The organism is Leifsonia sp. HAY1-4F, assembly GCF_056755275.1.
In genome coordinates, this window is sequence record NZ_JBNDHX010000047.1 from 1 (window position 1) to 20,580 (window position 20,580).

General features: G+C 68.8%; 19 protein-coding genes. 11 read left to right on the forward strand and 8 right to left on the reverse strand.

Annotation, left to right across the window (positions count from 1 at the left end; translation table 11 throughout):
* The coding region (locus ACPYOG_RS10525; RefSeq protein ID WP_481294177.1) for a LacI family DNA-binding transcriptional regulator at positions 1-1,047 on the reverse strand (1,047 nt) is incomplete at its 3' end.
* 205 nt (positions 1,048-1,252) lie between these two features.
* Positions 1,253-1,726, reverse strand: coding sequence for a hypothetical protein (locus ACPYOG_RS10530; protein ID WP_481294178.1), 474 nt, complete (start codon positions 1,724-1,726; stop codon positions 1,253-1,255).
* 325 nt (positions 1,727-2,051) lie between these two features.
* On the opposite strand from ACPYOG_RS10530, the gene ACPYOG_RS10535 reads away from it, so the two are divergent.
* The 3 genes from ACPYOG_RS10535 to ACPYOG_RS10545 all read left to right on the forward strand — a co-directional run bounded on the left by ACPYOG_RS10535 (position 2,052) and on the right by ACPYOG_RS10545 (position 8,449).
* Positions 2,052-6,257 carry a family 43 glycosylhydrolase gene (locus ACPYOG_RS10535; protein WP_481294179.1) on the forward strand — a complete coding sequence of 1,402 codons (4,206 nt, stop codon included), beginning with the start codon at positions 2,052-2,054 and terminating at the stop codon, positions 6,255-6,257.
* A 103-nt stretch (positions 6,258-6,360) separates the two neighbouring features.
* A complete protein-coding gene (locus ACPYOG_RS10540) occupies positions 6,361-7,464 on the forward strand; it encodes an NYN domain-containing protein (protein WP_481294180.1) in 1,104 nt (367 codons plus the stop codon).
* Between the two features lie 34 nt (positions 7,465-7,498).
* Positions 7,499-8,449 (forward strand): NADP-dependent oxidoreductase, encoded by a 951-nt coding sequence (locus ACPYOG_RS10545; protein ID WP_481294181.1) that lies wholly within the window; start codon positions 7,499-7,501, stop codon positions 8,447-8,449.
* A 16-nt stretch (positions 8,450-8,465) separates the two neighbouring features.
* Here the strand turns inward: ACPYOG_RS10545 and ACPYOG_RS10550 are convergent, their stop codons facing one another.
* Positions 8,466-8,798 carry a DUF7882 family protein gene (locus tag ACPYOG_RS10550; protein WP_481294182.1) on the reverse strand — a complete coding sequence of 111 codons (333 nt, stop codon included), beginning with the start codon at positions 8,796-8,798 and terminating at the stop codon, positions 8,466-8,468.
* A 1-nt stretch (position 8,799) separates the two neighbouring features.
* Positions 8,800-9,177: a DUF7882 family protein gene (locus ACPYOG_RS10555; protein WP_481294183.1), complete on the reverse strand. Its 378-nt coding sequence runs from the start codon at positions 9,175-9,177 to the stop codon at positions 8,800-8,802.
* An 83-nt stretch (positions 9,178-9,260) separates the two neighbouring features.
* Here ACPYOG_RS10555 and ACPYOG_RS10560 point away from each other — a divergent pair, with 83 nt between their 5' ends.
* The 3 genes from ACPYOG_RS10560 to ACPYOG_RS10570 all read left to right on the forward strand — a co-directional run bounded on the left by ACPYOG_RS10560 (position 9,261) and on the right by ACPYOG_RS10570 (position 12,104).
* Complete coding sequence (locus tag ACPYOG_RS10560; protein WP_090037602.1) at positions 9,261-9,506, forward strand: hypothetical protein; 246 nt, start codon at positions 9,261-9,263, stop codon at positions 9,504-9,506.
* Positions 9,507-9,565: 59 nt separating this feature from the next.
* A complete protein-coding gene (locus ACPYOG_RS10565; protein WP_481294184.1) occupies positions 9,566-10,975 on the forward strand; it encodes an MFS transporter in 1,410 nt (469 codons plus the stop codon).
* Positions 10,976-11,444: 469 nt separating this feature from the next.
* Positions 11,445-12,104, forward strand: a complete 660-nt coding sequence (locus ACPYOG_RS10570; RefSeq protein WP_481294185.1) for an alpha/beta hydrolase family protein — start codon at positions 11,445-11,447, stop codon at positions 12,102-12,104.
* Here the strand turns inward: ACPYOG_RS10570 and ACPYOG_RS10575 are convergent.
* Positions 12,088-12,549 carry a phage tail protein gene (locus tag ACPYOG_RS10575; RefSeq protein ID WP_481294186.1) on the reverse strand — a complete coding sequence of 154 codons (462 nt, stop codon included), beginning with the start codon at positions 12,547-12,549 and terminating at the stop codon, positions 12,088-12,090. The two genes, ACPYOG_RS10570 and ACPYOG_RS10575, sit on opposite strands and share 17 nt — an antisense overlap.
* A gap of 106 nt (positions 12,550-12,655) precedes the next feature.
* Here ACPYOG_RS10575 and ACPYOG_RS10580 point away from each other — a divergent pair, with 106 nt between their 5' ends.
* Entirely contained in the window at positions 12,656-13,195 is a 540-nt protein-coding gene (locus tag ACPYOG_RS10580) for a sugar O-acetyltransferase (protein ID WP_481294187.1), read from the forward strand.
* 51 nt (positions 13,196-13,246) lie between these two features.
* On the opposite strand, the gene ychF is transcribed toward ACPYOG_RS10580, so the two are convergent.
* Both ychF and ACPYOG_RS10590 read right to left on the reverse strand, forming a co-directional pair.
* Positions 13,247-14,320, reverse strand: coding sequence for a redox-regulated ATPase YchF (gene ychF, locus ACPYOG_RS10585; protein WP_481294188.1), 1,074 nt, complete (start codon positions 14,318-14,320; stop codon positions 13,247-13,249).
* Positions 14,321-14,405: 85 nt separating this feature from the next.
* The gene (locus tag ACPYOG_RS10590) at positions 14,406-15,152 is read right to left on the reverse strand and encodes a class I SAM-dependent methyltransferase (RefSeq protein ID WP_481294189.1); all 747 of its coding nucleotides are present in this window, start codon (positions 15,150-15,152) and stop codon (positions 14,406-14,408) included.
* 260 nt (positions 15,153-15,412) lie between these two features.
* Between ACPYOG_RS10590 and ACPYOG_RS10595 the strand changes: the two genes are divergently transcribed.
* Positions 15,413-15,994: a 3'-5' exonuclease gene (locus ACPYOG_RS10595; RefSeq protein WP_481294190.1), complete on the forward strand. Its 582-nt coding sequence runs from the start codon at positions 15,413-15,415 to the stop codon at positions 15,992-15,994.
* A 160-nt stretch (positions 15,995-16,154) separates the two neighbouring features.
* Positions 16,155-17,564, forward strand: a complete 1,410-nt coding sequence (locus ACPYOG_RS10600; protein WP_481294191.1) for a DNA recombination protein RmuC — start codon at positions 16,155-16,157, stop codon at positions 17,562-17,564.
* Here ACPYOG_RS10600 and glpX read toward each other — a convergent pair whose 3' ends face one another.
* A complete protein-coding gene (gene glpX / locus ACPYOG_RS10605; protein WP_481294192.1) occupies positions 17,565-18,566 on the reverse strand; it encodes a class II fructose-bisphosphatase in 1,002 nt (333 codons plus the stop codon).
* Positions 18,567-18,792: 226 nt separating this feature from the next.
* On the opposite strand from glpX, the gene fbaA reads away from it, so the two are divergent.
* Both fbaA and ACPYOG_RS10615 read left to right on the forward strand, forming a co-directional pair.
* Complete coding sequence (gene fbaA, locus ACPYOG_RS10610) at positions 18,793-19,818, forward strand: class II fructose-bisphosphate aldolase (RefSeq protein ID WP_481294193.1); 1,026 nt, start codon at positions 18,793-18,795, stop codon at positions 19,816-19,818.
* An 80-nt stretch (positions 19,819-19,898) separates the two neighbouring features.
* A complete protein-coding gene (locus tag ACPYOG_RS10615; protein WP_481294194.1) occupies positions 19,899-20,579 on the forward strand; it encodes a DUF6264 family protein in 681 nt (226 codons plus the stop codon).
* Position 20,580: the final 1 nt, after the last annotated feature.

A 20,580-nucleotide genomic window follows, 5' to 3' on the forward strand; every position in this document is an offset into this window, starting at 1 on the left:
ATTGGCGAGTGTCTCGTGGGCTCGGAGATGTGTATAAGAGACAGGGCTGGTGCCGCGCGGGATGAGGCGGCTGGGGCGTGCGCGCCGGTCGGCGTCGGGTCGGCCTGCCAGCTGGTCGAGCAGGAGGCGGGTGGAGCGCCTGCCCTGCTCCTCGGGGTAGCGGTCGAGTGCCGAGATCGGGCGGGTCCCGAGGCGGCAGAGCAGGGAGTCGTCCCAGCTGACGATCGCGACATCCTCCCGGCCGCCGCGGTTCAGCGCCGTCTGCGCGCCGAGCGCGAGCAGATCGTTCGAGGTGATCACGGCCGTGATCGTCGGGTCGTCGCGGACCAGCTCGGTCGCGATCCGCTCCCCCGCCTCCATCGAGTAGTCGGAGGGCGAGAAGACGAACTCCATCCCGTTCGCGCGACCCCAGGACTCGGCGGCGTCGCGGCGGTCCTTCTCGTGCTCGAACTCTGCGGGACCGGCGATGTGCAGCGCCCGCCGGTGGCCGAGCGACGCCAGGTGCGCTACGAGCAGGCCGGCGTCGGCGCGAGCGTCGTAGAGCAGCACCTTGCCCGGCGCCACCTCCTCCCGGTTTCCGTGCAGCACGAACGCCAGGCCGAGCTCCTCGAGCAGCCGGGGACGCGGGTCGTCGAAGGTGATGTCGAACAGCATCACCCCATCCACTCGGGCCTCGGCGCTCCAGCGGCGGTAGGTGGCGACCTCCTGGCCGGTGTCCGCTCCGACCATCCGCAGGAGCAGCGATTGGCCGGTCTCCGACAGCTCGCTCTCGACGCCCGCGAGGAGGCTCATGTAGTACGGCTCCGCGCCCAGCAGACCCGGGTCGCGGCGCAGGACGATGCCGATCGTGTCCGATCGCGCCCGCGACAGGGCGCGAGCGGACGAGCTGGGATGCCATCCCAGCTCCTCGGCGAGCGCCAGCACCCGCTCGCGCGTCTCGTCGCTCACCCCCGGCAGCCCGTTGAGCGCATATGAGACGGACGCCTTCGACAGCCCCAGCCGGTCGGCCAGTCCGGCGATGGTCACGCGCCCCACTCCGTTGCTCACAGCTGCCTCCTTCCTGGTGCGCGGCCCAGACTACTTGCTTGGCGGGTCGATGGACCCAGCGGGATGTTCGCCTCGCGCTGACTCTGTCAGAGGGACTCCCGGCAGCATCCATGGGACGCGACACGCCGTCTTCGTTTCGATGGGACGGCGTGTCGGGTCCCATCGATCGTCCCGCCCACGCCGATGGGATGCGACGACCCCCGCGTCAGCGGCCGGCCGGCCGCCCCCGCTCGGCCCGGCGGCTGTACCGCGGAACGGGAACGAGCGTCGTGCCGACCACGACGGACTCGGCGTACAGGTCCTTCTCCTGATTGCACGGAGTGTCGAACTCTCTCGGCTCCATGTCGGTGACGACGAGCTGCGCGCCTGCCGCCTGTGTCGCACGCTTTTCGAGCCGCGACCGGGATTCGTGTCGCGCGGCCTGGACCAGCTCCGTCAGACCGGAGACTTCTCCGTTCACCCAGCTGGTTCGCTGGGTGCGCACCTCGTAGTCCTCGTGCTTGGTCGACACCGACAGGCCGAGCAGGATCTCATGGGGCATGAAACCACTGAAGATGGCGGAGGCGGAATCCTCCGCGCTGAGGTTCGTGGACCAGCCCTGGCCCTTCTGCGCCGGGAACGGAACGAGCAGCGGATCCTCCGACCGAACCGCCGTCCCGAGAGCCGTGAACTCCCACACGGAGCCCGCAGATCAACCGATGAACGCTCCACGGGCTCGTCCAAGCAGACTTTGGATGTGCGTAGAGCGAGCGTTTCGCACAGAGTTGCCCGAGGAGGGAGCCGAAGCTCAGCCGCCCGTCACCTGTGCGAACGTCGGACCTTGACAAGTTTGATGTGAGCGCTAACATCTTCACTACGCGCCTTCGCCATAAAGCGTTGTTGAAGTTCCCCCGCCCTCCTGACCGAAAGATACGACAATGACGTCGACTGCTGATCGCATTCCTTCGCGGACCGTTCTTTCCGCGATTCTCTCCGTGGCGGCCACGGTGGCCATGATTCTGGGCGTGGCACCTGCAGCCCATGCCGACGTCACCTCGGGTTTGATCCTGAAGTACGACCTGACGCAATCCAACGGCACCACCATCACCGACGCGTCTGGGAGCGGTAACAACGGCACCTTGGTCGGAGCAGGAACGTGGGCCGGTGCCGACGGTCTGGCGTTGGACGGCTCATCGGCGTATGTGAAATTGCCGAACAACCTCATGGCGGGGCTGTCCGCTATCACGGTGTCCACGCAGGTCCTGGTGTCCCCTGCGCAGAAAGCGCCGTACTTCATCTGGGGTTTGGGCAATCCGGCCGCCAGCAACTCCGGTACGGGTTATCTGTTCGCCTCGGGGGACGCGGAGCGCGCTGGCATCACTCGCACCAATTGGAGCGGTGAGAACATCACCAGCAAGGGCTCCAACATCGTCCGCGGCGTGTGGAAAACCATCACTTACACCCAGACCGGCACCACCGGAACGTTGTATGAGGACGGCGTACAGGTCGCCCAGAACACCAGCGTTTCGGTCCTCCCGAGCGAGGTTGGCGGAGGTTCGACCACGCAGGACTTCCTCGGCAAGTCCGACTACGCCGCCGACAATCTTCTGAGCGGCTCCCTCAAAGACTTCCGCGTCTACAACAGGGCTCTGACTGCATCCGAGGTGTCCTCTCTGGCCCCGTCGGACCAGCAGCGGATCGACAACGATGCAGCCGACCTCAGCCTTGGCGACACGTCTGCCGTCACGTCCGACCTGAAATTGCCGGCGACCGGTACGTGGGGCTCGAAGATCACGTGGTCATCGAGCAACCCGGCCGTGATCTCCAATTCCGGCGCGGTCACGCGCGGCGGGGATGACCAGACAGCCACCCTCACCGCGAGCCTCACCTCCGGCTCGGCCGTCGAGACGAAGGCTTTCACCGTCACCGTGCCCGCGCAGCTGCCCGCGCAGCAGCGCGCACAGGCCGCCGCCAACGACGTGGTCGTCCACAACATCGACAATGTTCGCGGCTACCTGACGCTGCCGGCCACAGGCGAGTACGGGGCGACGATCGCCTGGTCCAGTTCCGACCCGTCCACCATCAACTCCACCGGTGTGGTGAACCGGCCCGCCGCCGGTTCCGCCACGAAGTCGGTGCAGCTGACCGCCTCCGCGACCGTCTCCGGCGTGACGGCCACGCACGTGATCACCGCCACCGTCGCGCCCCTGCCGGCTCCGGCGGCCGACACGGGGTACATGTTCGCCTACTTCGCTGGCAACACCACCGCAGGCGAGAACATCTATTTCGCGCAGTCCAAAGGCAACAACGCCTTGTCGTGGCGGACGCTGAATGGCGGCAAGCCGATGCTGACCTCGACGATGGACACCAAGGGCCTGCGGGATCCCTTCCTCATGCGGTCCGCCGACGGCGACCACTTCTACGCTCTGGCGACCGACCTGTCCATCGGCAGCGGCACGAGCTGGGGCGATGCGTCGAGCAGGGGCAGTCTCTACCTGGAGGTCTACGAATCGGACGACCTGGTGCACTGGTCGGCACAGCGGCACATCTACGTCGGCCCGGCCGGGGCCGGTGACGCGTGGGCCCCGGAGGCGACCTGGGTTCCGAGCCTGGGCGAGTACATGATCTATTGGGCCGCGAACACCACGCTCGACGGCAACACGTACCACCGCACTTATGTGTCCTACACGCGTGACTTCTGGACCGTGAGCGCCCCGCAGTTGTGGGATGACCCGGGTTCCTCCGTGATCGACACGACCGTGCTGCAGGACAACGGCAATTTCTACCGGTTCACCAAGGACGAGGGACACGTCACCGGCTGCGCGGATATTCTGCAGGAGAAGAACACCAACCTGCTGGCAGTCCGCAACGATCCGCATCCGGACCAGGCCACCTCTCCGGCCTGGACCCCGCAAGCCAACTGCATCGGAGCCAAGGCCGGCCTCGGCGCGGTGGAAGGTCCCACCGCGTTCAGAGCCAACCCCGGTGACACCTCCGGCTACAAGTACTACCTGTTCGTCGATCAGTACTCCGGCACCGGATACGCCCCCTTGGGCACCAACGATCTGGACAACCCGAACTGGACCGTTCCAGCGTCCTACAAGCTCCCCGCCGACCCTCGACATGGCTCGGTGCTGCCGGTCACAGCCGCGGAGATGCAGGCGCTCAACGCCCTGAACAACGATCCCGCCCCGGCCACCGCGAACGCCGACGGTGAGATCCTGGACTACCCCATGACGCAGACCAGCGGCACCGCCGTGAGCGATGCCAGCGGCAACGGTCACGACGCTAGCCTGGTCGGCAACGGCACGTGGACCGGTACGTCGCTTGCCCTGGATGGCAGCTCCACCTACGTCAAGATGCCGAACAACGTGATGGCCGGGCTGGACTCGATCACCGTATCCAGCGACGTCTACCTCAACTCGGGCCAGCAGACGCCGTACTTCATCTGGGGCATGGGCAACACCGATGCCTCGGGCACCGGCAATGGCTATCTCTTCACCACCGGCGACAACTACCGCACCTCGATCGGGGGCGGAAACTGGACCACCGAACAGACCGTCGGCAATACTGCGCCATTGTCACGGGCCGGGTGGAACAGTATCGCCTACACCCTCACGGGCGGGACGGCGAGGCTGTACCTGAACGGAGTGCAGGTCGCTCAGAAGACCGGTGTGACCATCGCTCCCGGCGACATCGGATCCGGAACGACTACTGCGAACTACATCGGCAAGTCGGTGTACAACAGCGACCACCTGCTGTCGGGTCAGGTGAAGAACTTCCGCATCTACAACCGGGCCCTGGCCGCCGGCGAGGTGGCCGCTCTGGCCGACCCCACCCTGATCCTGGGGTCGACGTCGTCGCAGTTGAAGTCCACGCCGGTCATCACGGGGGGTGCCAACCTGGTGGCGTTGCCGGTCAAGCCGGGTACCGACGTGACCTCGTTCGATCCGAAGCTGACCGTGCCGACAGGCTCCACGCTGTCCGAGACCGGACCGCAGGACTACTCGAGCCCGCGCCGGATCACCGTGACCAGCGCCGCCGGAGCCACTCGCACGTGGACGGTGGCGGCGCACGTGATGAACTCCCCGCTGATCCCGCTGTTCGCCGACCCGAACATCGCCCGGTTCGGCGACACCTACTACATGTACGGCACCACGGACGGCTTCCCCGGCTGGGGCAGCACGACATTCGAGGTCTACACGTCGAAGGACCTGGTGAACTGGACCGACGGCGGCAAGATCCTCGACCTGGCCGACGTTTCGTGGGGCCACACGAACGCATGGGCGCCGACCATCGCCTACAAGAACGGCACCTATTACTTCTACTACTGCGACGCGCAAAGCATCGGCGTGGCGACCTCCAGCTCGCCGACCGGCCCCTTCACTGACAAGGGCAGCCCATTGGTGGCCAAGGGTGCGTACTCCGGGCAGATGATCGACCCCGACGTCTTCACCGACAGCGACGGCACGAGCTATCTGTATTGGGGAAACGGGAACGCCTACGTCGTGCCGCTGAACGCCGACATGGAGTCGTACGACTCCAGCAAGGTGGTGAAGCTGACGAGCCAGCTGACGAACTTCACCGAGGGCTCGTTCATGGTCAAGCGCAACGGCATCTACTACCTGTCGTACTCCAACGGCGACACCGGGAACGCCGACTACAACGTGCAATACGCCATGGGCACCAGCCCAATGGGCCCTTTCACCTACAAGGGCGTGATCTTGCAGCAGGATCCGACGCTGGGCATCTATGCCACTGGTCACGAGTCGATGATCCAGGTCCCCGGCACCGATGACTGGTACATGGCCTATCACCGCTTCGCCATCCCCGGCGGCGACGGCCAGCACCGCGAAACCACCATCGACAAGGTCACTTTCAACGCCGACGGAACGATCAAGCCGATCGTCCCGACGTTGGAAAGTGTGCCGGCGCTGACGTTCAACGGAACCCATCCCACCGCCTCGGTGAGCAACTCCAACGGTCGCGGCACCGGACAAGACCCCGATGCACGAACCTACGGAATCGGTGCGACCCTGACCCTCACTGCGGGTCAGAACACCGCCAAGGTTCAGTACCGCATCGACGGTGGCACCTGGGCGACGTATTCGTCGCCGGTGACATTGCCCCGCGGCCAGCACACCATCGACTACCAAGCCCAAGGAACCGACCTGATCTGGGACACGGTGCAGTCGCTCACCGTGAAGGTAGCGGGCGGCACAGCTCGCTGACGGGTTGCCCAGCCAACAGTTCCGGACTTTTTCGAGCAGAACAGCGCGATTCGGTCGAAAAAGTCCGGAACTCTCGGCTTCGGGCCCGGGATATCGTTGCAGCATGAGTGAACCCGGAGACGGCCGCGTTGCCGTCTACATAGACTTCGACAACATCATCATCTCGCGCTACGACCAGGTGCACGGCCGCGGCTCGTACATGCGCGACCGGCCGAAGTCGAGCGCCACCGCGCCGAAGGCAGGGTTCGCCGAGAAACTCGCCGAGGCCCGGGTCGACCTCGGTGCCGTCATCGACTTCTCCTCGTCGTTCGGCACGCTGGTGCTGACCCGGGCGTACGCCGACTGGTCGTCCGCCGTGAACGCCGAATACCGGGGCCAGCTGGTCGGCCGCGCGGTCGACCTGGTGCAGCTGTTCCCCGCGGCCGCGTACGCGAAGAACGGCGCCGACATCCGGCTCGCCGTGGATGCGGTCGAAGACCTGTTCCGCCTGCCGGAGCTCACCCACGTCGTGATCGTCGCAGGCGATTCGGACTACATCCCGCTGGCCCAGCGGGTGAAACGGCTCGGCCGCTACGTGATCGGGATCGGCGTGGCCGGTTCCACCGCCAAGTCGCTGGCGGCCGCCTGCGACGAGTTCGTCAGCTACGACGACCTGCCGGGCGTCGCGCGCGACGAAGCCGCCGAGACGGAGGAAGCCGAGGTGGAGGCGCTGCCGGCGACCGCGGGCGAAGCCGGCACGACGGCGACGGCAGCAGGCGGGCCGGCTCTGGATGCGGCAGAGGGGGATGCGGCGGCAGCCGCCGGGACGGAAGCCGCGGGCGAGCCCGAGCAGCGGCCGAAGCGCGGCGGCAGGAGGCGCGCCCCCGCCGCCACTGTCTCGCCGGAGGCGGGCGACGGCGAGGAGCCGACGGAGGACCCGCAGCACGTGGCCACCCGGCTGCTGGCGCGGGCGATGCAGCTGGGCCACGAGAAGGACGACTCCGCGTGGCTGCACAGCTCGACGGTGAAGAGCCAGATGAAGCGGATGGACCCGTCCTTCAGCGAGAAGGCTCTCGGCTACCGGTCGTTCAGCGACTTCATCAAGTCGCGGAACGACCTGGTCGAGCTCGACGACAGCTCCACGGCACAGATGCTGCGCCTTGCGCCGGCGCGCTCCCGCCGGGTGCGCCACAGCGGGCGTGCGGCCGACCGGGTGGCCGCGTCCTGAGCGCGCATCCAGAGAGCGGGAGTTGACTGCAGCCATGGCAGGGCGATCGAGTGCGAAGCAGTGGAGAGCGACCCAGTGGGGCGGACCGGAGACGTGGGAGTTCGCCGAGGTCGAGGTTCCCGAACCACGTCAGGGCGAGGTCACCATCCGGGTGGGAGCGGCGGGCGTGAACCCGGCCGACTACAAGCATGTCTCGGCGCCGCGCACGGGCATCCAGCTTCCGGTGCCCATCGGCTACGAGGTCGCCGGAGTGCTCTCCGCGATCGGACCGGACACCGCGATCGCGTCCGGCGGCGGGGCGATCGGTGACGCGGTGGTCGCGTTCCGCATCCACGGCGGCTACGCCACCGAAGTGACGGTGCCCGCCAAGGACGTCTTCGCGAAGCCGGCGCGACTCTCCGACGAGGAAGCGGCCAACCTGCTGCTTGTGGGCACGACCGCAGCGCAGATGCTCCACGTCACGGATGTCCGGGCCGGGGAGACCATCCTGGTGCACGGAGCGTCCGGGGCGGTGGGAGTGAGCATCCTGCAGCAGGCGTCCGAGATCGGCGCCCGGGTGATCGGGACGGCGAGCGAGCCGAGCTTCGCGCGGGTGCGGCGCTTCGGCGGGCTCCCGGTGGAGTACGGCCCCGGCCTCGCCGAGCGGGTGGCGGAAGCGGCTCAGGGCCGGATCGCCGCGGCGCTCGACACGGTCGGCACCGACGAGGCAGTGGACGTCTCGCTGCAGCTCGTGCCCGACCGGGTGCGGATCGTCACGATCGTCGCGGCGAAGCGCGCCGAGGAGGAAGGCTTCCACGCGGTGTTCGGAGCCCAGCCCGAGAGCCAGGCCTTCCGGGATGCGCACCGCGCCGAGCTGCTCGAGCTCGCCGGGAGCGGCCGGCTGCAGGTCCCCGTGGCGCGGACGTATCCGCTCGCCGACGCCCCCGAGGCCCTCGCGTTCCTCAAGGAGGGCCACCCGGGCGGCAAGCTCGCGCTGATCCCCTGAGCGCCCACTCAGCCCGTCAGTGCGGCTCGCGCAGTTCGGCGAGCGCCTGCGCCTCCTCCTCGGAAACCACCACCATGCCGCCCGTGCGCTGGCTCGACCGGAGGAGCACCTCCATCCACTGCTCGTTGAGCTTGGGAGGCCGGCTCCCGTCGAAGAGGAACGCCATGGGGATCTCGCGGCTGATCCAGAGACTGATCCGGCCGCCTCCGGACTCCGCCGGGATCTCCCAGTTCAGCAGGAAGCTCTCGTGCCGTCGCAGCTTCGTGACGATCGCGATCTTGACGTGCGAGAGCGTGCGGTCGTCGAACTCGAACTCCTGCGCCGCAAACCCGTAGATGAATCGGCCCACTTCACGCGCCCTCCGCCCGCTTGACGTTCTTCGCCTTGCTGGCGAGGTAGCTTCCCGGCGGCACTTCCCCGCGGATCTCCGCCCGGAGCTCGTCCTCGAGGACCAGCCCGAAGTTGCTGTTGGCCCGCTCGCTCAGCAGGGTCAGCCATTCGCGATTGAGCTCCGGAAGCGTAGGCCGCGTGAACACGAACTGCATCGAGATGGAGGCGTCGATCCAGATCGACCGCAGCGTGCCCTCGGACCCGGCCGTGCGATCCGTCCAGATCAGGAGGAACCCCTCCCGGCGCCGCAGCTTGGTCTGGATCACCGCCTGGAGGTGCGCGAGCACACGGTCATCGAAGTTGAAGCCGTCGGCCCCGTCATAGATCAGCGTTCCCACGGACGTCCCTCCCTGTGATCACTTTCCCGAAACGACCGCGCGCCGTCAAGTCGCAGCCGCGCGGAGCGGCATAAAGTCCCGTCATGGACGCTCTCACGCGAACCATCAAAGCGGCCCTTCTCTACGAGGATGGCCGGACCCTCGACAGCGTCGTGGTCGTGCCCCTGATCGGCGGATGCCCACCGGGCGAGATCCGCGTCGCGACCACCTTCGCCGGCGCCCTCGCCTACGACGTGTACGAACTGGCCGACGAGGAGGAGTACTCGTCGATGCCGGCGTATCCGTATCGATCGACCATCCCCGTCACCACGGAGGACCTGGACGAGTGAGCCCGGTGCGTGCGATGCCTGGGCGCTGAGGGGTCCGGCCGACGGGTAGCCTCGATCGGGTGACACCTTCCGGCGACGCCTCCCGTCCACCCGCCCGCACGGGTGCGGCGGTGGCGGCGCTCAGCCTCGGTACGCTCCTCAATCCGCTCAACTCGTCGATGATCGCCGTCGCGCTGGTGCCCCTGCAACGCGACTTCGGTGTGGATGTGACCGCCGTCACGTGGGTGATCACCTCCTTCTACCTCGCATCGGCGGCCGGCCAGCCGCTGATGGGCCGCCTCGGCGATCGCTTCGGTCCCCGTCGGCTGTTCCTCTTCGGGATGGTCGTCGTCGTGCTCGCCTGCGCGCTCACGCCGTTCGCCGGATCCTTCGCCGCCGTGTGCGTCGGCCGGGTGGCGCTCGCGATCGGCACCGCCTCCGCGTTCCCGTCGGCCATCGCGATGCTGCGACCGCTGGCCGCCGCTTCCGGCCTCGGCACTCCGCGGCTGCTCGGCCGCATCCAGATCGCGAATACTTCGGGCGCGGCGATCGGGCCCGTCCTCGGCGGGACGCTCATCACCTTCCTCGGGTGGCAGTCCATCTTCTGGATCAACGTTCCGCTCGCGCTGATCGCCTTCGCCGGCGTGTGGATGTTCGCGCCGCGCGACGAGGAGCGGACACGGACGCCGCTGGGGCAGACCCTCGCCGAATCCGACATCCCGGGCATCCTTCTGTTCGTCGCCACGCTGACCTCGCTCCTGGTGTTCCTCCTCGACCTTCACCCGCAGCCGTTGTGGTGGCTGCTGCCCGTGTGCGTCGTCGCTGGCGTGCTGTTCGTCTGGCGCGAGCTTCGCAGCGCGCATCCGTTCCTCGATCTGCGGCTGCTCGCGGCGAATCGCCGGCTGCTCAACGTCTACCTGGCCTTTGCGATCTTCAGCATGGTCTACTACTCGGCGTTCTTCGGGCTCCCGCAGTACCTGCAGACGCACGCCGGCTACAGCGCCGGCATCGCCGGGCTGCTCATGTTCCCGCTCGCCGCCGTGACGATCGTGATCACGCCCATCGCCGCGCGCGCGATCGAGTCGGCCGGGCTCCGGCCCACCCTGATCACCGGCGCCATTGCACTGGTCGCCGGCGCCGCGCTGCTGGCCGTCGCCGCCGCGACGACAGCGCCCTGGGTCGTGCTGCTGCTGACGGCCGCGCTGGGCATCCCCTACTGCGTGGTCAGCATCGGGATGAATCAGGCGCTGTACTCCGCCGCCCGGCCGGAGGACAGGGGTGTCGCGGCCGGAATCTTCCAGACCTCACGCTACGTCGGCGCGATCGTCGCGACGACGGTGCTCGGACTCCTGTTCAGCGGCGGCACGACCGGTGGGAGCTGGCTGGCCGCGGTCGCGGTCGCGACGGTGTTGTCGGTGGTGCACCTGGCGTTGCTGGTGTTCGTGCGCCCGGGGAGCCGGGGCGCGGCGGAATCGGCGACGGCGGAGTGACGCGCCTGTGGGAGGCCGGTGCGCGACCACCACGGTCGGGCGCGGCCGCTGCGAACGGCTGAGGTCAGGCGACCCGGGCGGCGCCTCCTGGAGGAACGGTGCGTCGCGAGGTCGACGACAGTCGCGTCGACAAGAGGCGGCACAGCGGGTTCCGGCAGCCTGGCGGAAGCTTCACCACCGCCCATGATCCGCTCGACGTCGGTACCAGTCGTCGCTCAGCCGCGACCGGACCTCCGCATTCTCTGCACACCCGTGCCTCTGCGCCCATCCTGACCAACCCCATCCGCCGTGGCGCCCCGTCTCGCCACTTCCATCGTCCGCCCGGTAAGCGCCGGAAGCAAGATGCGCAGGGGATGAGATCGGCGCAGGCGCGGTCCATTCTCTCCACAGGATCCGCTCCATCGCCGGGTTTCCACCGGTTTTGATCGCGCGAATCCCCGGCGGGATGGACCCGGGTAGCGTCGTCCTCATGCAGCTCGAAATCCCCACCTCGGTCGGCGTCGGTCGGCTCACCGTTGCGGCGGCGGAACGCCCCATCGCCGTCCTGTGGCTGGGCCACGGGGCCGGCGGGGGCATCGACGCACTCGATCTCGCGGCGATCGCGTCCCGCTTACCCGACAAGGGGATCACCGTGATCCGCTACGAACAGCCGTGGCGAGTAGCCGGCAAGCGCGTGGCCACACGCCCGGCGACGCTCGACATCGCGTGGCAGGAGACCGCCCCGCACGTGCGCGAGCTCGCCGGACCGCTCCCGCTGATCGTGGGTGGGCGGAGCGCTGGAGCACGTGTCGCCTCCCGCACGGCGATGTCCGTGGATGCGGTGGGCGTGGTGTGCTTGGCCTTTCCGCTGCATCCTCCCGGCAGACCGGAGGCATCGCGGCTGGAGGAGCTGCTCGCGCCGGCCGTGCCCGTCCTGGTGCTGCAGGGTGGCGGCGACACCTTCGGCAACGCTGCCGCGCTACGGAAGGAGGTGGGCCGGTCCGAGCGCATCCGGATCGTGGAGGTGCCCGGCGCGGATCACGGGATGAAGGTCCCCAAGGCGTCACCGCTGGGGGCGGCCGGGGTGCGCGACCTCGTCACCTCGACGGTCGCCGACTTCGTGCGGGCCTCGATCAGTACTCGCCCTTGATCACGAAGAACGAGCCGCGGATGGTGCCGGCAAGCCGGGACTTCTGTCGCGCGAACTTGAATGCCGACAGTTCGTCCGGCACCTCCATCCCTTCGGAGAGCTTGAGGCCGACGGCCCGCTTGCCGCCCTCGGCCAGGGTGTACATCACGTTGATCGAGAGGCCCGACTCGTAGAACACGTAGGTCATCCGGACCCCGTCGACCACGAAGTCCGTCGCCTCGAGCGCCGGCGAGGCGATGACGATGCCCCGCTCCTCCTCGAGGATACGTGCGACCCGCTCGATGGCCTCCGGCTCCTCCCCGGCCGAGCCGACCGTGAAGGCGTGGTCGTACTTGTTGCGGTAATACCGCGCCTCATTGGCGCGCAGGCCGGCAAGCGCATCCACGACGGGAGAGGACTCCAGCCCCACGGTGGACACGTTCTCGAAATCGACGACGTAGGTCATGGTTCCTCCAGGTCAGGCGTGCTCGATCCACCGTAGCCTGACGCCGCCTCCCTCCGCGTGGGCGTGTCCGCATCCTCCCGGTGATGCAACGCGTGAGGATCGTGGAGTGTCCGACCTGCTCATGCGCATCCACAGTCCCGAGTTCCAGGCCATGTCCGAACGGGTGCTGGAGGTCACCGCCCTGACTTCGCGGCTCAACGTGCTGCCCTTCGAGGACGAGACCGCCAAGACAGAGCTGTTCGAGGCCATCCTGGGTCGCCCGCTCCCACCCCGCGTCACGATCTACCCGCCGTTCTTCACCGACCACGGGCGCAATCTGGACCTCGCCGAGCGCGTCTTCATCAACCAGAACTGCACCTTCCTGGACTACGCCGGCATCCGCCTCGCCGAACGCGTCATGGTCGCTCCCCGCGCGACGTTCATCACCGTCGGCCATCCCGTCGACACGGAAGACCGCCGGGTCTGGCTGACCGGCGGCCCGATCACCGTGGAGGAGAACGTCTGGATCGGCGCCGGAGCCACCATCCTCCCCGGCGTGACGATCGGCCGCGACTCCGTCATCGCCGCCGGAGCCGTCGTCGCCGACGACGTCCCGCCGCAGAGCCTGGTGACCGGGACGAAGGCCGGCGTCCGCCGCAGCTGGTGACCGGGGATGGGGTGGTGGGAGCCTGTGGAGCAGGTGCGCGGATCGTTGCGCCTACACGTTGAAGCGGAACTCCACCACGTCGCCGTCGTGCATGACGTAGTCCTTGCCCTCCATGCGGGCCTTGCCGCGGGCGCGGGCCTCGGCGATGCTTCCCGCATCCATCAGGTCGTCGAAGGAGATGACCTCGGCCTTGATGAAGCCCTTTTCGAAGTCCGTGTGGATGACGCCCGCCGCCTGCGGGGCCTTCCATCCCTTGTGGATGGTCCAGGCGCGCGACTCCTTGGGGCCAGCGGTCAGGTAGGTCTGGAGGCCGAGGGTGTCGAAGCCGATGCGGGCGAGCTGGTCGAGGCCCGACTCCTCCTGGCCGGTGGAGGCCAGGAGCTCGGCCGCGTCGGCGGCGTCCAGGTCGATGAGCTCCGATTCGAGCTTCGCGTCGAGGAAGACCGCCTTCGCCGGTGCGACCAGGGCCGCCAGCTCGGCGCGGCGGGACTGGTCGGTCAGGACGTCCTCATCCACGTTGAAGACGTAGATGAACGGCTTCGCGGTGAGGAGGCCCAGCTCGCGGACCGGCTCAAGATCGATCGCGGAGGTCGACAGCGGCTTCCCCGCGTTGAGGTACTCGATCGCGGCGCGCGCGGTTTCCAGGACGACCGGGTCGAGCTTCCGGCCCTTGACCTCCTTCTCGTAACGCTGCTCCGCCTTTTCGAGGGTCTGCAGGTCGGCTAGCATGAGCTCGGTGTTGATGGTCTCCATGTCACCGGCCGGGTCGGTCTTGCCCTCGACGTGCACCACATCCGGGTCGCTGAAGCCGCGGACCACCTGGGCGATCGCATCGGCCTCGCGGATGTTCGCCAGGAACTTGTTGCCGAGCCCCTCCCCTTCGCTCGCACCCTTGACGATGCCGGCGATGTCGACGAACGACACGGGAGCGGCGACGGTGCGCTCGCTGTGGAAGAGCTCGGCGAGGCGGTCGAGCCTCGGGTCGGGCAGGTTCACCATGCCGACATTCGGCTCGATGGTCGCGAACGGGTAGTTCGCGGCGAGCGCGGAGTTCTTGGTCAGCGCGTTGAACAGGGTGGACTTGCCCACATTGGGCAGCCCGACGATTCCGATAGTGAGAGCCACGGTCGACCATTCTACGGGCCGGCGACGGGGAGCTCCGGGCCACGGACGCGGGGCTGCGGCCACGGTGGGTGCGGCCGAGCCGGGTTCAGGGTCGGCGCGTCGCCCGGTAGGAACGCGTGACGTACGGAAGCTCGAAGGTGTCGCGTCCCGCCAGGTCGGGATGCTCGCGCGCGAGCCGGCGCAGCGACTGGATGACCGCGGCCTGAGTGTCCGGGTCCTTCGTGATGAAGTAGCTGCGCGACCGCGCGAGGTCGAGGAGGCCCTCCAGGTTCAGCGCCTGCACCCAGTGCGTCTCGTGCCGTTCGACCGGGCCGAACGGCGGGGCGAGCTCCGGTTCGGACGCGTCGTCGAAAGCGGCCGTGCCCGCATCCATCAGCTCGCCCAGCTCGCGCACCCAGGCGACGCGCTCGTCCCGCTCGTTCCAGACCAGTCCAAGCCGACCGCCGGGCCGCAGCACCCGGGCGACCTCGGGAATGGCACGCACGGGATCGGCCCAGTGCCACGCCTGGGCGACGACCACGAGGCCGAACGCGCCGTCTGCTGCCGGGATGCGCTCGGCGCTGCCCTCGTGGGCCTCCACCTCCGGAAGGCGTCCCCGGAGAACGCGGAGCATCTCCGGCGACGGGTCAACCGCGCTAACTGCGAACCCGCGCTCCACCAGGGCGGCCGTCAGCTTTCCCGTGCCTGCGCCCAGGTCGAGGATGGGCCCCTCCACTCCCTCGGTCAGCCAGCTGACGGCATCGGCCGGGTACGACGGTCGGGCTGCGTCGTAGACGTCGGCCGCGCGGTCGAACGACGCCGCGTGGAGGTCGCGCTGGTCTCGGGATCGCATGCCCCCGATGGTACCGAGCACCGCATCCAGGCGCCCGACTTCTTCGCCGAGGTGCTCGTTGTTGCAGCGCCGCACGGCGTGTCGGGTGCAACAACGAGCACTTCGGCTGGATGGGAGGGGCGGAGCGGGTGCGACAACGAGCACTTCGGCGGATGGGAGGGGACGGAGAGCGTGCAACGACGAGCACTTCGGCGAACGGAAGGGCGGCGCGCGGGAGCGGATGCGCGGGTGCGTCGGTGGGGCGTGCCAGCATGACGAGCGTGACACTGGATTTCACCGCTATCGACTTCGAGACGGCCAACTCCTCCCCCGCGTCGGCCTGTTCGGTCGGGCTCGTGAAGGTCAGGGACGGCAAGGTCGTCGATCGCGTCGGATGGTTCATCCGGCCCCCGCTCGGGCACGATCACTTCCAGGAGTGGAATGTCCGCATCCACGGCATCCAGCCCGAGGATGTGGCGGATGCAGCCGGGTGGGTGGACCAGCTCGCGGATCTGGTCGAGTTCGCCGAGGACGACCACCTGGTCGCCCACAACGCGGGATTCGACATGGGCGTGATCCGCGCGGCGTGCGCCGCCACCTTCGTCGCCTGCCCGGAGTACAGCTACCTGTGCAGCCTGCAGGTCGCCCGCCGGACGTACTCGCTGGAGTCCTACCGCCTGCCGGTCGCGGCGATGGCGGCTGGATTCGAGGGATTCCAGCACCACGACGCCCTCGCTGATGCCGAGGCGTGCGCCGCCATCGTGATCCATGCGGCACGCAGGCACGAGGCGGCGGCCATCGCGGATCTCGCGGCGCTCACGGGCTCCCGCCTCGGTCGCATCGGCGTACCGATCGCCGCCTGAGCTCGCCAGTCGCGGGCCCGCTGGCGGCCCGGCGCGAGCCCGCCCGGCCCACGCCGAGAAGCGGTGATCCGCGCAAGCGCCGCACCCGTTCCTCGCCAACCACCGGGACTCGCACGGCGCGGGAACGCCGACTGTCGGTGGGCGCTGACACACTGAGGGCATGGACATCCTCGCGCTGCTCTTCGGCCTCCTGATCGGGCTCATCGCCGGTGCTGTCGGCGCGGGATTCGCCGTCGCCCGGCTCATCCGCTCGCGGACCCCGGTCGACGCGGCGCCGCAGCTCGACCCCGCCGTGCTCGCGGCACGGCACCAGGCCGAGCTGGCCGAGGTGCGGGCGGCGGAGGCTGCGGTGCAGGCGGAGATCCGCGCCGATCTGGCCGCAGCGCACGGCCGGGTCGACGCCCTGCAGGAGCAGGTGCGCGCGGCACAGGAGCAGTACCGGGAGACGATCGAGCGGCATCGCGCCGAAGCAGAGCAGCGCGCGGAGCGGGAGCGCGCCGAGAGCAAGGTGCTCCAGGCGCTGGCTCCGGTGCGCGAGAGCCTCACCGACATGCAGCGCAAGGTCGTCGAGCTCGAGACGCAGCGCAACCAGCAGCACGGCCAGCTCGCTCAGCAGCTGCGGTCGGCCGCGGAGTCGGAGGAACGCCTGCGCAGCACCGCCGAGTCGCTGGCGTCGGCCCTGCGCTCGAACAGCACGCGCGGCGTGTGGGGCGAGACGCAGCTGCGGAGCGTCGTGGAGGCCGCGGGCCTGCTGGAGCGCGTCGACTTCGACGTGCAGTCGAGCATCCACTCGGAGTCGGGCGCCGGCCGGCCGGACATGATCGTGCGCCTTCCCGGCGGCAAGAACATCGCGCTCGATGCCAAGGTCCCGTTCAACGCCTACCTGGAGGCGAGCCAGATCCCGGCGACGGCGACCGGGACCGAGGGCGCCCAGCGGGAAGCCCTCCTCAAGCAGCACGTGAAGGCCGTGCGCGACCACATCACCGCGCTCGGCAGCAAGGCGTACTGGACCGGGCTGGAATCGTCGCCAGAACTCGTGATCGCCTTCATCCCGAGCGAATCGCTGGTGTCGTCGGCGCTCGAGGCCGACCCCTCGATCATGGAGTTCGCCTTCGGCAAGCGCGTGGCGCTCGCCTCCCCGGTGACGCTCTGGTCCGTGCTGAAGACGGTGGCGTTCAGCTGGCAGCAGGATGTGCTGACCCAGGAGGCCAAGCAGCTGTTCGACCTCAGCCGGACGCTGTACAGCCGCCTCTCGACGACGGCGGGCCACATCGAGAAGCTGGGCCGCTCGCTCGAGCGGACCGTCAAGGACTACAACGGCTTCGTCGGGTCGTTCGAACGTCAGGTGTTCCCCGCGGCGCGCAAGCTCAACGCTCTCGACGAGTCCAAGGTCATCGGTGTGCTCGACGGCATCGAGGAGGCGCCGCGGGAGCTGACCGCCTTCGAACTCGTCAGCGAACTCGAGCCGCGCGACCTGCATGGAATCGACAAACTCGCGATCGAAGAGAAGGAGCGGGCTCACGCGATCGAGACCGAGCGCGATGCCGAGCGCGAGCCCGGCGTGGCGTGATCAGAGCTGGTCGGGCTCCAGCCACTTCTCGGCCAGGTGCTCGGCCAGCACCCGGCGCACGGTTCCGGACTTGGAGCGCAGCACGATCGACTCGGTACGGATGATCGGTCCCTTCCGGCGCACGCCCTCCACCAGCCCGCCGTCCGTGACGCCCGTCGCGACGAAGAAGGTGTTGTCGCCCTTCACCAGGTCGTCGGCGCCGTAGATCCGGTCCATGTCGAGGCCGGCCGCGATCCCGCCGGCCCGCTCCGCGTCGTCCTTCGGCGCCAGCCGCCCCTGCATGAAGCCGCCCAGCGCCTTGATCGCGCACGCGGTCGTGATGCCTTCCGGGCTCCCGCCGATGCCGACGCAGAGGTCGATGCGCGACTCGTAGCGGGCCGCGTTGATGCCGCCGGCCACGTCGCCGTCGAGCATGAGGCGCGTTCCCGCACCCGCCGCGCGGATCTCCTCGATCAGGCCCTCGTGACGCGGCCGATCCAGCACAGCCACCCGGATCTCGCCCACAGGCTTGCCCTTCGCCTTCGCCAGCTCGCGGATGTTGTCCCCGATCGACTGCGACAGGTCGACCACCCCGCGGCCCTCCGGCCCGGTCACGATCTTCGACATGTAGAAGACGGACGACGCATCCAGCATGGTGCCGCGGTCGGAGACCGCGATCACCGACAGCGCGTTCTGGCGGCCGGCCGCGGTCAGCGACGTCCCGTCGATCGGGTCCACCGCGATGTCCACCGACGGCCCGCGACCGTTACCGACGTGCTCGCCGTTGAACAGCATGGGCGCGTTGTCCTTCTCGCCCTCGCCGATCACGATCACGCCGTCGAAGTTGACCGTCCCGAGGAACTTGCGCATCGCATCCACTGCGGCGCCGTCGGCCGCGTTCTTGTCGCCGCGCCCGATCCACGGCGTGGCCCGGATGGCCGCCGCCTCCGTCGCCCGCACCAGCTCCATCGCGAGGTTCCGGTCGGGCTGGTGGTAGTTCGTGGCGATGTCGCTGATGGTCATGATGGGTCCTCCCGGACGGATTCGGAACGTCGTCGTCGATGCCGGCGCCGTATCGCCGCAGCCGGACGCTGTCAGTGTATCGAGCAGCCCTCCACACGGGACCCCGAGCGTGACGGGATCTGCACGAACGTCCACAGGCCAGGTCCTGTGCGCCGCCTGCTGGGTCGGCGCCGAGGGCGCCTCGGTATGATGAGGGCGTTCGACACCCACATCCCTAGGAGCTGTAATGCCCATCGCCACGCCGGACCAGTACGCAGAGATGCTCGACAAAGCGAAGGCCGGCGGATTCGCCTATCCCGCGTTCAACGTGTCGTCGTCGCAGACCATCAACGCGGTGCTGCAGGGGCTGACCGAGGCGGGCAGCGACGGCATCATCCAGGTCACCACCGGCGGCGCCGACTACTTCGCGGGCCAGACCGTGAAGGCTCGCGCGACCGGCGCACTCGCCTTCGCCCGCTTCGCGACCGAGGTCGCCAAGAACTATCCCGTCACGGTGGCGCTCCACACCGACCACTGCCCCAAGAACGCCCTCGACGACTTCGTGCTCCCCCTCATCGCCGCCTCCGAGGAGGAGGTGAAGGCCGGACGCAACCCAATCTTCCAGTCGCACATGTGGGACGGCTCCGCCGTGCCGCTCGCCGAGAACCTCGAGATCGCGCAGCAGATGCTGAAGCGCACGCAGGCCATCAACGCGATCCTCGAGGTCGAGATCGGCGTCGTCGGCGGCGAGGAGGACGGCGTCAGCCACGAGATCAACGAGCACCTGTACACGACGCCCGACGACGCCATCCAGACCGTGGAGGCGCTCGGCTTCGGCGAGAAGGGCCGCTACATGGCCGCCCTCACCTTCGGCAACGTGCACGGCGTGTACAAGCCGGGGAACGTCAAGCTGCGTCCGGAGCTGCTCAAGGAGATCCAGGACGGGCTCGCCGCGAAGTACGGCAACGGCCCCAAGCCGCTCGACCTCGTCTTCCACGGCGGCTCCGGCTCGACGGACGAGGAGATCGCGGAGGCCGTCCGCAACGGTGTCGTGAAGATGAATATCGACACGGACACGCAGTACGCGTTCACCCGCTCGATCGCCGGCTACATGCTGAGCAACTACGACGGCGTGCTGAAGATCGACGGCGAGGTCGGCAACAAGAAGCTGTACGACCCGCGCGCGTGGGGCAAGGTCGCCGAGTCGGCCATGGCGGCCCGCGTCGTCGAGGCCACCCAGCAGCTCGGCTCGGCGGGTCACTCCGGGAAGTAGTGGTCACGGGCGGCGGTCGCCGACGCGCCGCCGCCCCTCCACCCAGCACCCGCACCAGCATCAGCGAGGAGGCGGCCGCGATGGCCGAGCAGGAACCGCAGCCGGACGACCGGCCGCGGCCGAAGTACGGCGAGCTGGCCCCACCGGGGTGGGTGTGGCATCCGCCGGCCGACGCCGACCGGCTCGACACCTCGCGCCCGGCGCCGCGCGACGAGACGTCGGAAGCGCCGGCAGGTGCACCGCTTCCTCGCTTCGGCGAGTCGCAGCCGGGCGGCGCGCCACGTCCGGGTCCAGGCGGTCATCCGGGTCCGGGCGGTCCGTCGAGCCCGACGGCCCGGCCGGTGCCCACCTGGAACGTGACGCTCACCGTCATGCTCACCGTCTTCGGCTTCTTCGGGATGCTGTACTCGATCACCGGGCTGCAGGGGATCACCGCATCCATGCAGCTGCTGCACACCACGAACAGCCTCGGCGACTACACGCCCGCTCCGATCGTCAGCACGCTGATCCTCGTCGGCTCGATCATCCTGGGCGCCGTCTGGGCGGTCTCGGCCGTGATCGCCGCGTGGCTGCTCATGAAGCGGCGCCTGGCGTTCTGGGTGCCGCTCGTCGCCGGGATCGTCGCGATGACGGTGCTGCTGATCTTCTCGGGCGCGGTGCTTGCGACGGACCCCGCCCTGCTCAACTTCTACAGCGGCGTCACCCCGCCGGCGACCCCGACGACTCCGACGACCCCGCCAACGCCGACGCCGACGCCGTAGC